Source organism: Prosthecobacter sp., from assembly GCF_044378005.1.
Classification (GTDB): Bacteria; Verrucomicrobiota; Verrucomicrobiia; order Verrucomicrobiales; family Verrucomicrobiaceae; genus Prosthecobacter.
On record NZ_JBILYB010000008.1, the window covers coordinates 12514 to 27299 of the forward strand.

Below are 14786 nucleotides of genomic sequence, written 5' to 3' on the forward strand. Positions count from 1 at the left end.
GACATGAAACTCAAAACCCGCAATTTCCTAGAAGCCGCCTCTGTCTATCTCATGAAGGGCGGCTTTCTGGCCGGATTCATCTGGGGTCTGACCTGGGATACCGAGCCTTTCTTGTGGCTTCTTCTCAATGCTTTTTCAGCGGGCGTGTGGTGCTGCGCACCTGGTGCTTTCCTCCTCTGCGGGTTCAAAGTCGCTGAGGATGAGCGCATGAAACGCGGCTGGTAGTTTGCTGCATTTAATGCTGCAAGCCTGATGGAATCAGGGGCGTGAGCGCACAAGCTTCTGACCCCTCCCCCGGCATCTTGGTCATGCCGACATCGCCCCGCGCTTCTTGGCAGACTTCGCCACTGGCGTAGTCACCGGCTCCGGCACCGGGAAGGCGATCACCTTTCCCGGCTCCGCCACATCGCCCAGCAAAGCGCCCAGCCCTGCCGTGATCGTCCGCCGCTTGTCCGCGTAGTGCCGCGCCGTCGTCTGAATGTGGGCGTGCCTCAGCACTTGCTGTGCGGCAAAGATGCCTTGCTCATTCGCCAGCACGCTGCCCAGCTCCTTCCTCAGAGTGTGCAGCTTCTTGTTATCCGTGATGCCCTGCTCTCCCAGCCAAGCATAGAGCGGGCGGAAATGCTCCTCAGCACGGTAGTAGCCCACAGGTGCCTTGTGATAGCGCGCCTTTCGTTTGCACTCGATCACGAAAGGCCCGCGTGCCTGTGCCTGCCAGCCACGCAGCAGCGCCAGCAGCTCCGCGTCACAGTCCACCTTGGCCTCGGACTCCTTCGACTTCGGCTCAAAGTGCTCTGTGCGGCAGATGTGAATCTGACCCAGCTCAAACTTCACCTGATCCCAGAGGAGCGTATCAATCTCCCGCTTCCTCAGCCCAGCCAGCAGACCAAGACAGAAAATCTTGAACTGCTCTGTGCGCGCCGGATCTCCGGCAAGGTCACGCTTTGCCCCGGCGATCAACTGCCGCGCATCCACCTTCGACACATAGCGCTTGGTCCCTTCATCCTCCAACGATACCCCCTTGAGGGGCAGCGGCTCCGGCAGTGAGAGCTTGGCCCGCAGATGCTTCAAGCGGTCCTTGCGATTCGAGAACAGACTCCGCGCACTGCGGATCATGGAGTTCACCGTATGCTTGGCCCGCTGGAGCTTCACCGGGTTCGTGCCATGCTCCGCCAGATAAGCCAGCTTCCACTTTTGCACGGCCTCATCCTTGAGCACACTCAGCGGCAGCGCATCCACCTTCGCCTGCCATGCGCCCACACCGCCACTGTAGCGGTCCCGACGTGAAACGTAGATGATGCGGCCACGGCGATCTTTGAGCACCTGCCCGCTTTCATCCACTGCCGCCTGATCACCGATGCCCGCCACGCCCGCCGCGATGGCGCGGAGTGCCTGCACATAGGCCCGCCCGGTGGACTTCCTCAACTGCACCGTCGTCTCCAGCTCCGCCAGATACTCCCCGATAGTGGCGCAACCTGACCGCCTTGCGGCCTTCGGGTTGTGCTCTGTCAGTGCCTCATCCCATCCCTTCTCCAGAATCGTGCGGTAGATGGCCTGTGCCTTGCCCGCCGCCGCCCGCTTCTCCGACGTGCGGAGCTTGAAGCGATGCCGCTTCCCGAGGTGGGCGATCTGCACGCTGTAGTTCGGACTCTCCTTGCCACCCCTGCCAGCGACCTTTTCCACCCGTTCCTGCCAGTAGCGAATATCAGTGCGGGAAACACCGCCCACACCCTTCAAAATCACCGGCTGTGCATTCTGGCTGTGCACCGGCTGTGCATCTGTAGCGACCAAAAGCGCCCCCTCATGTTCGCTCAAGTTATGAGTGCGTGTCGCTGGAAGCCTTGATCTATAAGGGTTTGTCGTGCTCATGGCCTAACTTGGCATAATCCGACGAAACCCGCAACAACTAGACTTAGGATCTGGTTGGGAAACTAGTGCAGGTTCGAGTCCTGTCTCAGGCACCACTTTGATAATCAACGAGTTACAAAGCGCGGAAGGCTAAAGTCTCAACAAAAGACACCACACTTCCAAAGAAGTCAGTGAAGTCATTGCAGATTTCTCCAGCTCATCTTGTCAGGCTGAGTTGCCACACGGCCACGAGTCTGATGAAGAATGCGGGTAGCATCAGGAGCGCCCTCGGGCGGGCGGGTCAGCTTCCGAACATCATTATTACCCGTTTCTCCGCCAGGGGAGACGCCGCTTCCGCTATCTGTTCCAGCCTCTTCCGGCTGATTTGTTGATCCTTCAGCATTTCCTCGGCCTCCAGCAACAGTTCCGCGCTTGCCTCCGCCGCGTCTTCCGCCATTTGGCTTTCCGGTGGAAACTGCTCCGCTTCCCTCTTCTGTTCCCATGCCTCCTCGAACATCTCGTAAATCAGGTCGTCCGACGCCGTCGCCAACTGGTTCTTCTGACCCATTCGAATCAGGAGTTCCGCTGTCTCTAGGTTGTTTAGTTGCGTCATTAAGTTACTCCTCGGCTGAAGTATCATTCTCCGTGGCAAGGGTTGTCAATGCCATCATAGAGGGCGCTCCAGTCGGGAATTGTGGCCGTGCGCAGCTCGCGCTTCATGCCGCCCATGATTTGCCAGATGCCGGAAACGTAGGGGCGGGACTTCCCACCAGGGAAGGTTCGCTCCATGAAAGCGGCGAATGCCTCAGGGGTGCGGATACCTGCGTCGAAGACGAGCTTTGTCGTCTGCATGATGCCAGCGATGCGCTCCTCTGGAATGTTAACTTCCTGCCGCTGTGAGGCGGAAGGACGGTCGGCGGCAGCGAGCGGGCTACTCTGGCTGGCGGAGTTGCCAACCCATGGCGAGGGACTGGATGGCTTCTCCGAGTTCCTCCCGCTCTGACTCGTTGGTGCTGGCGTTTCGCCGGGCTTTCAGTTCGGCGATCTGTTCGCGAACTGACTTTGAGCTAAATGCGGTCACATGACAATAAAGGCTTCTTCTTTGTTGCCGTCGTGAAAACCTCGAATGCCTCCGTCCTGAGACACTTTGATGCCTAGTCCGAGTTTGCTGAGTTCTTTCGCGGCGGCCAATCGGCCTCCGCCGCTACTTCCACCATCTATTTTCAAAATGGCCCCAACTGCCAAGATGCGGCCTTCAGAGTCCAGAACTGTCGCGCCATCTATGGCGACAAGTTCCTGTCTAAGGCGGCGGTCCAGCGCATAGAACCGATGATGTTCGGTCATAAGTTCGAGAGTCTTTGCCTTTGGTAATCAACAATTTACAAAGTGTGGAAGGCTAGCTAGGCTTTGATTGCGTGGAGGTGGATTACTCCAGTGGCCACCTCTCCGGTGACGGCGGCTGTTTGCTCTTGCGCGAGATGGACCGCGCTGAACGCCTCCCATGCTGGAGCCAGTCTTCTGGCAGAGCGCCGCCTTGCTTGATGAGGAAGCGGCGCTCTACACCAGCACGGCTTGGATTCGCGAGAAGGCGTGAGGAAATCTCAGATCTCGGAAAAATGAACTGGTCATTATTACGGAAGTCTCTCAGGATGGGATCTCTTACCCTATAAAACCATGAGTAACATCGACACACCCAAGGAAAAGAAAGGCATGTCCTGCCTGGCCATCGGCGGCATTGGCTGCCTCGTCATCATCGTCGCCCTTTTCCTGGGAGGTGGTGCGGTCGTGGCGAAGTTCTTCCCCCAGATCAAAGAGTTTGTCGGTGAGTTCCAAAAAGATCCGGAGCGCGCGGCCTTCATGCTCATGTTCAAAGCGAACCCCAATCTCGAGGTCGTGAATGATGACCAGGTGAAGCGCGAACTCACCTTTAAGGTGAAGGGCGAGGCCGAAACCTACACCCTGAATCTCAACGACCTCAAAAACTCCAAAGATGGCAAGATCAAGGTGAAGACCAGCTCGGGCCAGGAGATCGAACTTGATCCCAAAGTGCTCGGAGCTGGTGGCAGCCCTAGCGCCCCAGCCCCTGCGCCGCCTGCACTACCAGCCCCGGCCCCTGCTCCCAACAACTAATCTTCACCATGGCAGGGCTTACACATCCAAGCCTCGTCATTCTCTCCGGCGCCGGACTCTCCGCAGAGTCCGGCGTCGCTACGTTTAGAGGGGCCGATGGACTTTGGGAAGGTCATCGCATCGAAGAGGTTGCCACACCGGAGGCCTTCAAAAAGCAGCCGGAACTCGTGCAGCGCTTCTACAATTTGAGGCGGGCCGCTTTGAAAACGGTGGAGCCCAATGCCGCGCATCACGCACTCGTGCGTCTTGAGCGTGAGTGGCCAGGCTCCTTCCTTCACATCACCCAGAATGTCGATGACCTGAACGAGCGAGCCGGTGCACAGAAACTCCTCTACATGCACGGCCAGCTCAGACAAGTCCGCTGCACGTGGTGTCGCGCCGTGCTGACCTGGGAAGGCGATCTGGAAACCAGCAGCGACTGTCCCGAATGCGCGCGCACTGGCAAGCTGCGGCCGGACATAGTCTGGTTCGGCGAGATGCCCTACTACATTGATGAGATCATGCGTGCGCTGGAGAAGGTGGACATCTTCCTGTGCATCGGCACCAGCGGCGTGGTCTATCCCGCCGCAGGCTTTGCGCGTCTCGCCGCTGAGCATGGCTGTGCTCGACTCATCGAGATGAATCTCGAACGCACCGGCATCAGCGACCGCTTCACGGAACAGCGCCACGGCCCTGCGACGGTCGTAGTGCCAGCCTTGGTTGGGGAGCTATTGTCTGCCTTGTAACTTCAAGCCAGGTGACAGGCTCGCGCTGAAAGCAGCGTATGAACCCGCCACGCTTCCCATGCACACGCCGCTATTCCGTTCTTCCATGGATCGCCGGGCCTTCCTCACGGCCTCGACGATGGGTCTGGCGTCTCTGGGTTTCAAAGGTACGTCGAGGGCCACGACGGGTTCATCTGTCGCAGCACCCACGCTCGCGAAGCCCGCGAAATCGACGGTGCTCTTCTTCCTCTGCGGAGGTTCGTCGCACATCGACATGTGGGACATGAAGCCAAATGCACCGCTGGAGTTTCGCGGCGAGTTCAAACCCATGCGCACCACGGGCGATGACATCGTGCTCTGCGAGCATTTGCCGTTGCTTTCCAAGCAGGCGCACCGCTTCGCCATGGTTCATGGCGTGACGGACGGAGGCAAAGCGACGGGCGATCACCACGCAGGCTACTATTACAATCTCACCGGTCACGCGCCCGATCCCACTTTCAAACAACAGGGCAATGATCGTCGCCCTTATCCCGAAGACTGGCCCTACATGGGCAGCGTGGTGGCGATGAAGCGCCCGCAGCATCCATCACTGCCCTCGCTCATCACCTTGCCGCACAAGCCGAGCAAGCTGCCCTTCACCCGCCCCGGCCAGTTCGCGGGTCGCATCGGCATGGAGTTCGATCCGTTCATCCTCAACGGCAGCTTCGAGGAGCCGCTGAACTTCGCCGCTCCCACGATCTCCATGTCCGGCGGCATGTCATCGGCACGGATGCAGGATCGCAAATCGCTGCTCGGTGCCATGAATGACGCAAGTCGTGATCTCGATCATGAGATGGCCATCCAAAATTATGCGAAGCAGCAGGAGCGTGCCTTTGACCTGCTCTCCTCCAGCAGCACCACGAATGCCTTCGACATCAAATCCGAACCTCTGGCACTGCGCGAGCGCTACGGGCAGGACATCAACGGCATGAGCCTGCTCATGGCGCGCCGCATGGTCGAGGCCGGAGTGCCCTTCGTGACCGTCTTTTGGAAGGAGGACGAAGGCCTGCACAAGAAGTGCAAAAGCGCTGGTGGCTGGGACACGCATGGCAACAACTTCAACTGCCTGCGCGAAAACCTGCTGCCGCAGTTTGACCGCTGCTTCTCTGCTTTCCTGGAAGACCTTTCTTCGCGCGGCCTGCTCGATGAAACACTCGTGCTCGTCACCAGCGAGATGGGTCGCATGCCGAAGGTCGGAGATCGCCGCAGCGGTGGTGTCGGCGGAGCAGGTCGCGATCACTGGACCGCGTGCATGAGCGTCCTGATGGCAGGCGCAGGCATCCAGGGTGGGCAGGTCATCGGTGAAACCGATTCCCGCGCCGAGTATCCCAAAGACCGCCCCATCTACCCCGAAGACATCACCAAGACAGTCTATTACGCCATGGGCATCGACAACCTCGAGGCCCACGACCGCCTCGGCCGCGCCTACAACCTCCTCGATGAGGGCAAGCCTCTCACGGAGCTGTTTGGTTGATCGGTCTTCTTTGATTTATGCATCGCCACTTCCTCGCTGCCCTGTCGCTCGCCGTCACCCTTCACGCCGAGGACTGGCCGCAGTTCCGAGGCGTCAATGCGAGTGGTGTCTCCTCCTCGAAGAACCTGCCGTTGGAGTTCTCGGCTGAAAAGAACGTCGCGTGGAAAGCACGGCTCGGTGATGGCGTAGGCTCCGCCATTGTGAAAAACGGCGTCGTTTTTGCCACCGGCATGGCGAGTGACATGAAAGCAGCAGTGCATGCTTTCGATGCCGCCACAGGCGCTCCGAAATGGCGCACGGAATTTGAAACCGGCACGCTCCCACGCATCACGCCGCCGAACAGTCACGCCTCCTCCACACCCGCCACGGATGGCGAGCGCGTGTATGTCCACTTCAGCACCATCGGCTTGCTGGCGTTTGATGCTGCCACGGGCAAGGAAGCGTGGCGCTACTCCATGCCGCGCCCGGCTTATCTCATGGACTGGGGTGCCGCGACCTCGCCCATTGTGCATGAAGGCATGGTTATCTTTTGTCAGGACGACGACCTCGCGCCCTTCCTCGTCGCCATCGATGCGAAGACAGGCAAAGAGAAGTGGAAGACCCTGCGCAAAGACATGCTCGCCGGCTACGCCGTGCCGGTCATTTGCAAAGGCGACATCGTCGTGGCTGGCAGCGGCAAGATGAAGGGCTACGATCCCGCCACTGGCGTAGAAAAATGGACCTGTAACACTCTGCTGCGAACCATCATGGTCACGCCCGTCGTGCAGGACGACATCATCTACATCGCCGTGCAAAGCTACGGTGACAGCACCCGCACGCTGAAGCACGCGCTGCTGGAGTGGCTCGACACGAATCAAGACAAGATCCTCTCCCGCGACGAGACGCCGAAGGAATTCCACGAGCGCTTCGATGCCTCCGACAAGAATGGCGACAAAATGATCGGCCCCGAGGAGATCGACACCGCTTTCCAATCGCCCGACAACATGGCCGCCGGTGGAAACATCATCCAGGCCATCAAAGGCGGCGGCATTGGCGATGTGACGAAGACGCATCTGCTCTGGAGCATCGACCCCAAGACACCGTCGAACCTTTCATCGCCGCTGCTCTACAACGGCCGACTCTATCTCGTGAAAAGCGGTGGCATGTCGAGCTGCTACGACGCGAAGGATGGCAAGTCGCTGTGGGATCGCACACGTCTCGGCAACTTCGGTGACTATTTCGCCTCAGCGGTCGCTGCGGATGGCAAAGTCTATGTCGCAGGCAAGAACGGATTCATCGTCGTACTCGAAGACGGCCCTGAATTGAAGGTGCTCGGAAAAAACGACATCGGCGAAGAGATCATCGCCACACCGAGCATCGCCGATGGCCGCCTTTTCATCCGCACACGCGAGAACCTCTTCTGCATCGCCAGCGGCGCATCAGGTGCGGCACTGGCCAGCGCAGATGCGAAGACGCAAAGCCTCGAAATTGTATCTCGTCCAGTCAGTGGTTCGCGCGTCTGGAATGGCTACACCGGCAATGCGATGGGGCAGGAGTCGTGGACGGATGCTGAACTCGATCAGCGTCTCGAACAGCTCAAGAAGCTCAATTACACCGCCATCGCCATCCCGAGCAAGATCCAGCCGTTTGAACCGATTCGAGTCGATGGCGATACCGCCGGCCGCAAAGCTTTCGGCGGTGTCAAAACCTTTGCCAATCCCGATGTGGCTGCTATCACCGCACGTCTTCGTGACAAGGCTGCAAAGCTCGGCTTCGAGATCGTCGAGGCCAAACCCGCCCAGGGCTCGGTGCTTCCGCATCCGGAGTTCACCGATGAAAAATCACTGAGCGATCTCGTCACGCCCCTGTGTGGTGAAGGCGTGGCAGAGCGCATGTGGCTCGGCTTTCAGGAGATCGCCAAGGCGAACGAACTCATCGCGAAGCATGACCCCAGACTAGGCATCCCTGCGCCTGACATGCTCACGCGGCACCTGAATTCAAAAGAGATGCTGCCCGAATGGCTCACGCAGGTGAAGACGCACTACTTGAACGCCATGAACGAGATGTATCGCGCCAACACGCGTGCTCGCGAAGGCAGTCGAAGCCTCACGCTGTATCACGCGAAGAAGCTGGAGTTCACCTTTCACTTCATCAGTTGCATCGAGAACCTCTACAAAGCTCATGACTCTACCACCCGCGCCGAGTCTTTGATTGCCGCCGTCGAGTCCATCTACAACGCCCTGAACTCCTACGCCGATGCGGCCCGTGACTCTGGCGACCGTGGTGCCATCGCGCTGCTGAATGAGCATGGTTATCGCGTGCTCGCACAACTCAAAGCCAAGTGACCCATGTCCGTTCTTGATCGTTTCAATCTCACCGGACGTCGTGCTTTGATCACCGGTGGATCGCGTGGACTTGGTTTGGAGATGGCAAGGGCGCTAGGCGAAGCCGGTGCTCAAGTCATCATTGCAGGATCAAACGCCGACCATCTGCACAAAGCCTGCGAGGACTTGTGCAGCGAAGATTTACACGCAACCTCGGTCCAAGCCGATCTCTCGAAACCCGAGGAAGCCGAACGTCTCTGCGATGTCTTGCTGCGTGATCATCCGCCCATCGACATCCTCATCAACAACGTCGGCGGTCGCCGCATCAACACACCCACGGAGGATCTGGCGCTCGAAGACTGGCAGCGCATTATGGATTTGAATCTGACTCAGGCCTTCATCCTCACCAAACGCCTCGGCGGCGCGATGATCCCGCGAAATTGGGGCCGCATCATCAACATCTCCTCCATCAACGCCCTCTGGCCCGGCAAAGCGATGCGTGGTCGCAGCTACGAGACTTCCAAAGGCGCGCTGACGATGTTCACGAAAGCCGTCGCAGCGGACTGGGCCATGCACGGCATCACGGTGAACGCCATCGCTCCGGGGCCATTTTTGACGGATGCGAACCGCCGCTGGATCGGTGAGAAGCCCGAGTTCGAAGGCGAAGTCGCCAGCAGTATTCCGATGGGCAGGTGGGGCAGTCCCGAAGAGATCGCGCCACTCGCGCTCTACCTCGCCAGCGATGCGAGCAGCTACATGACTGGCAGCGTCCTCGTGATTGATGGCGGCAAGCTGCTGTGGTGAAATAAATCAACATGACTCCTTCCAAACACGAACTCCACGGCGTGCTGCCGGTTTTTCAGACGCCTTGGCACGACGATGAAACGCTCGATCTCGAAACACTCGAACGCGAGATCGCGTGGCTCTACGATTGCGGCTCAAATGGGATCGTGATGGCGATGGTGTCGGAAACGCTGCGACTGGACAGCGAGGAGCGGGAGGAGTTGGCTGAGGCGGCGTGCCGTTTCGGCAAAGATCGCGGCGTGGTCGTCATCAGCGTCGGTGCAGAGTCATCCAAAGTCGCGGAGCGATATGCAAAGCACGCTGAATCAGTCGGCGCGGATGCGGTGATGGCGATTCCGCCGGTTTCCATCGGCATCGGTGAAAGCGAGCTGCTGGCGTATTACACGCGCATCATTGAGGCGATCCGCATCCCGGTGATCGTGCAGGATGCGAGCGGGTATGTGGGCAAGCCGATGCCCATCGCGATGCAGGCGAGACTTTTGGACGAGTTCGGTCCCGAGCGCGTGCAGTACAAGCCGGAGGCGAGCCCCATCGGGCCAAAGCTGAGCGAGTTGCGCGATGCTACGCAGGGTCGTGCACGCGTGTTTGAGGGCACGGGCGGTATCGCACTTGTGGATTCCTTCAAGCGCGGTGTGGTGGGCACGATGCCGGGCGCGGATTTGATTCGCGGGCTCGTGCCGCTTTGGAAGGCACTGGAGGCTGGCGATGTGGAGAAGGCGGATCGCATCCACGGGCCGCTTTCGGCACTGATTTCGATGCAGACGAGCCTGGACGGCTTTTTGGCCGTGGAGAAGCATCTGCTTGTGCGGCAGGGCATTTTCAAAAATACGCTCGTGCGCGGCCCAGTGGGCTTCAAACTGGATGTTGAAACCACACGCGAGGTGGAGCGGCAGTTTGATCGGATGATCGCCGCTGTAGAGTCATCCTAGCAACTCGCCAACCACTCGCCCATGCACATCGGTGAGCCGTTGATCACGGCCGCCGTGGCGGAAGGTGAGACGCTCGTGGTCGATGCCCATTTGATGGAGCAGCGTGGCATGGATGTCGTGGATGCTCACGGGATCGCTGGCGACGGCGTTGCCGAAGTCGTCGGTCTCGCCAAAGGTCATGCCGCCTTTGAAGCCGCCACCGACCATGAAAATGCTGTAGCCATTTACATGATGGTCACGGCCTGCGGTGCCACTGACCTTCGGCGTGTGAGGTGTGCGGCCCATCTCACCAGCCCACAGCACGATGGTTTCATCGAGCAGGCCTCGCTGATCGAGATCGATGATGAGCGCGGCAACGCTTTGATCGGTGATGCGGGCGTTTTTTTCGTGGTTTTGCTTCAACTGACCATGCTGATCCCAGGGTGAGTTGTTGCCATCAAAGCTGGGGCAGGTGATCTCGACAAAGCGCACGCCTGCTTCGACCAATCGACGCGCTCGCAGGGCCTGCGTGGCGTAGAAGCGCTGGTGTTCGTCGGTGGAATCGACGCCATACATCTGCTGGATGTGCGCAGGCTCGTTGTTGATATCTGCGATTGTGGGGACGGCGCTCTGCATGAGAAACGCCGTTTCGTAGTTGGCGATGGCACCTTCGATGGCTAGCGCATCGGACGAGCTCGCGGCAAACTCGGCGTCCTGTGCGGCCAGCAGCGCGAGTTTGCGTCGTTGGATGGCCGCCGCGTCGTGCGGCACGATGTTATCGACTGGCACACCCTTTGCGCGGACCATCGTGGCCTGATGACTGGCGGGTAAAAAGGAGCTGCCGAAATTTTCAAGGCCACCATTTGGCACCCAATCATTGTTCAGCACGACATAGCCCGGCAGATTGCGGTTCTCGGTGCCGAGTCCATACGACACCCACGCGCCAAAGCTCGGTGCTTGGCCGAGGATTCGCCCCGTATGCAGCAAAAGATTCTGCTGCCCATGCAACGGCAACTCGCCCACCATCGACTTCACAACGCAGAGCTTGTCCGCCACTTGAGCGATGTGCGGGAAGAGATCGCTCACCCACAGGCCGCTCTGCCCACGCTGCCTGAACTCCCACGGGCTGCCCATCCACACGCGGTTCGCGTTCGACTGCGAGCGCTTTGTCACCGCGCTTTCGCCGATGGCCTTGCCCTCGTGCGTCTTGAGCATCGGCTTCGGATCAAACGTGTCCACATGACTCGGCCCGCCGTCCATGAAACAGAAGATGATGTTCTTTGCCTTCGCGCGGTTGTGCAGCGGTATGCCCGCCATCGCACGCAGCGCCAACATGCCAAAGCCTGTGGAGGCACCCGCCAAAACTTGGCGGCGCGAGCAGAGGCGATGGTCGTGCGTGATCATGTCAGCGGAAATAGATGAACTCCTTGGCATTGAAGAACGCATGAGCGAGCTGCTCCCATGCATCGGGTGTGTCTCCGCCCAGATCATTGAGTGCGGATAACCAGCGGTTCAGTTCCGCTTCGCCAGGTTGGCGGGCAAAAGCGCGGACGAACATGATGCGGATGCGTTCTTCGCTGTTCGAGGCCTTTTGCTTCGTCAGCTCACCCGCCCAATGCTTTGCCATCGCATTCACAAAGGGGTCGTTGAGCAGGATGAGTGCTTGCGAGGGTACGTTCGTGACGTCGCGTCTGCCGGTGGGCAGTTTGAGATCGGGGAGGTTGAAGCCGGTCAAAAACTTCGGTGGCTCCATGATGGACATTTGCAGGTAGATCGAGCGGCGGCCATGGCCGTCGAGCGGGCCGGTGAAGAGGCGCTTCTTGTCGTCTTCGGCGGTGCGATACGGCAGGATCGGTCGGCCGTAGAGCTGTGGATCGAGCCTGCCCGAAACAGCAAGCAGCGAATCACGGATGGCCTCGGCTTCCAATCGACGAGTGGGATAGTGATGAAGCAACCGGTTCGCTGGGTCGCGCTCCCGTGCTGCATCTGTCACGATACTTGATTGACGGAAGGTTTGACTCATCACGAGCTGGCGCACGAGCTTCTTCGTGGACCAGCCTTCGCGGATGAACTCGCGGGCGAGCCAGTCGAGCAGATCGGGGTGCGAAGGCTTGTCGCCGAGACGGCCAAAGTCATCCGGTGTGGCGACGAGTCCCGTGCCGAAGATCCACTGCCACACGCGGTTCACATACACGCGGGCGGTGAGCGGATGCTCGGGATGCAGCAGCGACTCCGCGAGATCGAGACGACTGGTGATGCGATCACTGGCGAGCATTTTTAGCGACGCGGGCTCCACCAGTTCGCCTGGGGTGTCCACATTGCCACGCACGTTGAGCGGATACTTCGCAGGCATCACATCGCGCTCGTCCATGCTGTTCACAGTGCGCGGGAAGGAGATGTTGGATTCGACGTGGCGATAGTCGGCGACGAGTTGGGCGAGCTTGGAGCCGGCATCGGCTTGGTTGGGCAGCAAGCCGTTCGCGAGCAGCCAGTTGAGCACTTGGCGGTCACCAGGCTGCGGTTTCTTCGTGTTCCAGCGCTGCACGGCGGCATTGAACCACGCGGCGATGCGTTCCCATGGATCGTTTGCGGTATTCGCTTCATACAAGCCGGTGAAAGTATCGAGTTCATCCTGAGGCGTGCCGCCAGCATCATGCGTGACGATGCCGGTGATGCTGAGCCAGCTTCGTTTGTCGTGGCCGAAGTCGTTGTTCTTGAGCCCCTTCGCCAAACCGGTGCGCGGCGGGAAATTGGGATTCAGCGCCGAAGTGCAGAACTCAATGGTGACCTGCTGCGCGCCGTTCTTCAGCTCGGCATCGGTGAAGGATTTCCACTGTGGCTCGGCGTTCGTGTAGAAGGAGATGGTTTCGTTTTGGAACGCGTGATCATCGACGACGAGATGGCCGCCAAAGTCGCCACCTGCGAGATTCAGGCTCACGAATTTGCCCGGCACGAGATGCTGCGGCGGCATGCGCAGACTGCCGGGAAGTTTCGAGCTCAACGCATGTGAATGCCAGCCACTCGGCAGCAGTTGCGCGACGACGTTTTCGCCTTCGAGGGCGATGAGTGGCGTGGCGTCGTCGGTTTGGCCGTGCGTGTAGCCATCACCTTCAAAGACCCAATTTTCGAGCGTGGCCGGTTTAAAAACCAAGTTGGCCTTTTGAGCTGCTTCGCAATCTTTTCGCCACGTAGCAGCCAGCTTCGGTAAATCGGCAGGTGTGGCGAGTGGAGTCCCGATACCTTTTAAAGCGTCTTTGTGAACTGAAGCCCAGGTCTGGAGTTTGGAAGGCTCAAAAGGTCGTGCCCAGCGCGTCGTCAGCTCCTGGCGGATGGCATTTCGTAGTTCTTTGAGCTTCGTGATCGCGGCGTCGTTTTTGCCCGGCGCATCGACGATACGCGAGGTCCAGCGCGGCGTGGTGAACATGGCGGCGAGCGCGTAGTAGTCACGTTGCGAGACAGCCTCCAGCTTGTGATCATGACATCGTGCGCAGGCGACCGTGGTGGCGAGGAAGGCTTTGGAGAAAGCATCGATCTTGTTGTTCACCATCTCCTGATGAATGCCGTTGAACATGAGGCTGCTGCCGTGGCGATGCTCGCCCAGATGGTAGAACATGGGGCCGATGAGGCTTTCGTTCGTCTGCGCCCTCGCGTGGATGCGCGGCTTTGGCAGCAGGTCTCCGGCGAGTTGCTCGCGCAGGAGTTGATCGAAGCCAATGTCGTCGTTGAAAGCGCGGATGAGGTAGTCGCGATATTCGTGGGAGCCTTTGGCGGGGTTGTCCCATTCGTAGCCGTAGGTGTCCGTGTAGCGCACGACATCCATCCAATGCCGGGCGAAGTGCTCGCCGAAGTGGGGGCTGGCGAGGAGATGATCGATGTAGTCAGACGGGTCGGACATGTCGGACGAGTCCGACGGTGGCAAGCCGGTGAGCACGAAGCTCAAACGACGCTTCAGCACCTCCGGCGAGGCCGACGGTGCCATCTCGAGCGCGGCGGCATTCAGTGAGGCTTTGATGAAGCCATCAACGCTGCCGTTGGTGGCCGGGCGCATCGGCTTGAGGCTCCACCAGTCGAGACGCTTTTGAAACTCCACTTCCCAGGCATTATCGGCGGCGAGTTCGGTCGTTTTTGTGCCCACTCGCGGATCAGGCGCGCCCTGGCGAACCCATTCGGTGAGCAGTGTGATCTCGGATGCGGGCAGCATCTTCTTCGGCGGCATCTTGAGATCTTTTTCCACATGACTCACTGCCTGGATGAGCAAGCTGGCCTCCGGTTTTCCGGGAACGATGGCCGGGCCACTCTCGCCGCCCTTTTCCCAGCCGCTCTTCGAATCCAGCGCGAGACCACCTTTGATCTTTGCCTCATGCGAATGGCATTCGAAGCAGCGCTGCTTCAGCAGCGGCCCGATCTTGGAGGCAAACAAATCAGCGGCATGAGCCATCGCCGAAGAAAAGGCGCAGATGCAGATGAGAAAGCCACGGGAAGACATGCGCTTTAACCAACGCTGCATGATCGCGAGGTCTCGTGGCTGGGCATCAAAAAGTGATGATCGGCCCGCATGGCTCCGTAATGCTCCATT

13 protein-coding genes are annotated in these 14786 nt (G+C 59.4%); 7 read left to right on the forward strand and 6 right to left on the reverse strand.

Annotation, left to right across the window (positions count from 1 at the left end):
• The first annotated feature begins 3 nt into the window (after positions 1 to 3).
• Positions 4 to 225 (forward strand): hypothetical protein, encoded by a 222-nt coding sequence (locus AC6FTP_RS03110; RefSeq protein WP_497205436.1) that lies wholly within the window; start codon positions 4 to 6, stop codon positions 223 to 225.
• Between the two features lie 81 nt (positions 226 to 306).
• On the opposite strand, the gene AC6FTP_RS03115 is transcribed toward AC6FTP_RS03110, so the two are convergent.
• From AC6FTP_RS03115 to AC6FTP_RS03130, 4 genes are all read right to left on the reverse strand, one after another.
• On the reverse strand, positions 307 to 1767 hold the full coding sequence (locus tag AC6FTP_RS03115) for a tyrosine-type recombinase/integrase (protein ID WP_497205437.1): 1461 nt from the start codon (positions 1765 to 1767) through the stop codon (positions 307 to 309).
• Between the two features lie 382 nt (positions 1768 to 2149).
• Entirely contained in the window at positions 2150 to 2416 is a 267-nt protein-coding gene (locus AC6FTP_RS03120; RefSeq protein WP_497205438.1) for a hypothetical protein, read from the reverse strand.
• A gap of 68 nt (positions 2417 to 2484) precedes the next feature.
• Positions 2485 to 2700, reverse strand: coding sequence for a hypothetical protein (locus AC6FTP_RS03125; protein WP_497205439.1), 216 nt, complete (start codon positions 2698 to 2700; stop codon positions 2485 to 2487).
• A 225-nt stretch (positions 2701 to 2925) separates the two neighbouring features.
• Positions 2926 to 3192: a hypothetical protein gene (locus AC6FTP_RS03130; RefSeq protein ID WP_497205440.1), complete on the reverse strand. Its 267-nt coding sequence runs from the start codon at positions 3190 to 3192 to the stop codon at positions 2926 to 2928.
• 330 nt (positions 3193 to 3522) lie between these two features.
• Here AC6FTP_RS03130 and AC6FTP_RS03135 point away from each other — a divergent pair, with 330 nt between their 5' ends.
• The 6 genes from AC6FTP_RS03135 (at position 3523) to AC6FTP_RS03160 (ending at position 10231) form a co-directional block, all read left to right on the forward strand.
• Positions 3523 to 3978, forward strand: a complete 456-nt coding sequence (locus AC6FTP_RS03135; RefSeq protein ID WP_497205441.1) for a hypothetical protein — start codon at positions 3523 to 3525, stop codon at positions 3976 to 3978.
• Positions 3979 to 3986: 8 nt separating this feature from the next.
• Positions 3987 to 4703: an NAD-dependent deacylase gene (locus AC6FTP_RS03140; protein WP_497205442.1), complete on the forward strand. Its 717-nt coding sequence runs from the start codon at positions 3987 to 3989 to the stop codon at positions 4701 to 4703.
• Positions 4704 to 4788: 85 nt separating this feature from the next.
• Positions 4789 to 6195: a DUF1501 domain-containing protein gene (locus AC6FTP_RS03145; RefSeq protein ID WP_497205443.1), complete on the forward strand. Its 1407-nt coding sequence runs from the start codon at positions 4789 to 4791 to the stop codon at positions 6193 to 6195.
• Between the two features lie 17 nt (positions 6196 to 6212).
• Positions 6213 to 8519 carry an outer membrane protein assembly factor BamB family protein gene (locus tag AC6FTP_RS03150; RefSeq protein ID WP_497205444.1) on the forward strand — a complete coding sequence of 769 codons (2307 nt, stop codon included), beginning with the start codon at positions 6213 to 6215 and terminating at the stop codon, positions 8517 to 8519.
• 3 nt (positions 8520 to 8522) lie between these two features.
• Positions 8523 to 9302, forward strand: a complete 780-nt coding sequence (locus AC6FTP_RS03155) for an SDR family NAD(P)-dependent oxidoreductase (protein WP_497205445.1) — start codon at positions 8523 to 8525, stop codon at positions 9300 to 9302.
• A gap of 11 nt (positions 9303 to 9313) precedes the next feature.
• Complete coding sequence (locus tag AC6FTP_RS03160) at positions 9314 to 10231, forward strand: dihydrodipicolinate synthase family protein (RefSeq protein WP_497205446.1); 918 nt, start codon at positions 9314 to 9316, stop codon at positions 10229 to 10231.
• Here AC6FTP_RS03160 and AC6FTP_RS03165 read toward each other — a convergent pair.
• On the reverse strand, positions 10223 to 11614 hold the full coding sequence (locus tag AC6FTP_RS03165) for a DUF1501 domain-containing protein (protein ID WP_497205447.1): 1392 nt from the start codon (positions 11612 to 11614) through the stop codon (positions 10223 to 10225). The genes AC6FTP_RS03160 and AC6FTP_RS03165 overlap by 9 nt on opposite strands.
• Before the next feature lies 1 nt (position 11615).
• Positions 11616 to 14696, reverse strand: coding sequence for a PSD1 and planctomycete cytochrome C domain-containing protein (locus tag AC6FTP_RS03170; RefSeq protein WP_497205448.1), 3081 nt, complete (start codon positions 14694 to 14696; stop codon positions 11616 to 11618).
• Positions 14697 to 14786: the final 90 nt, after the last annotated feature.

Excerpts from the sequence above, each read along its gene's own strand:
- AC6FTP_RS03110 (WP_497205436.1), top strand. The coding sequence starts at position 4 with ATGAAACTCAAAACCCGCAATTTCCTAGAAGCCGCCTCTGTCTATCTC.
- AC6FTP_RS03120 (WP_497205438.1), bottom strand. The coding sequence starts at position 2,416 with ATGGGTCAGAAGAACCAGTTGGCGACGGCGTCGGACGACCTGATTTAC.
- AC6FTP_RS03125 (WP_497205439.1), bottom strand. The coding sequence starts at position 2,700 with ATGCAGACGACAAAGCTCGTCTTCGACGCAGGTATCCGCACCCCTGAG.
- AC6FTP_RS03130 (WP_497205440.1), bottom strand. The coding sequence starts at position 3,192 with ATGACCGAACATCATCGGTTCTATGCGCTGGACCGCCGCCTTAGACAG.
- AC6FTP_RS03135 (WP_497205441.1), top strand. The coding sequence starts at position 3,523 with ATGAGTAACATCGACACACCCAAGGAAAAGAAAGGCATGTCCTGCCTG.
- AC6FTP_RS03140 (WP_497205442.1), top strand. The coding sequence starts at position 3,987 with ATGGCAGGGCTTACACATCCAAGCCTCGTCATTCTCTCCGGCGCCGGA.
- AC6FTP_RS03145 (WP_497205443.1), top strand. The coding sequence starts at position 4,789 with ATGGATCGCCGGGCCTTCCTCACGGCCTCGACGATGGGTCTGGCGTCT.
- AC6FTP_RS03150 (WP_497205444.1), top strand. The coding sequence starts at position 6,213 with ATGCATCGCCACTTCCTCGCTGCCCTGTCGCTCGCCGTCACCCTTCAC.
- AC6FTP_RS03155 (WP_497205445.1), top strand. The coding sequence starts at position 8,523 with ATGTCCGTTCTTGATCGTTTCAATCTCACCGGACGTCGTGCTTTGATC.
- AC6FTP_RS03160 (WP_497205446.1), top strand. The coding sequence starts at position 9,314 with ATGACTCCTTCCAAACACGAACTCCACGGCGTGCTGCCGGTTTTTCAG.
- AC6FTP_RS03165 (WP_497205447.1), bottom strand. The coding sequence starts at position 11,614 with ATGATCACGCACGACCATCGCCTCTGCTCGCGCCGCCAAGTTTTGGCG.
- AC6FTP_RS03170 (WP_497205448.1), bottom strand. The coding sequence starts at position 14,696 with ATGTCTTCCCGTGGCTTTCTCATCTGCATCTGCGCCTTTTCTTCGGCG.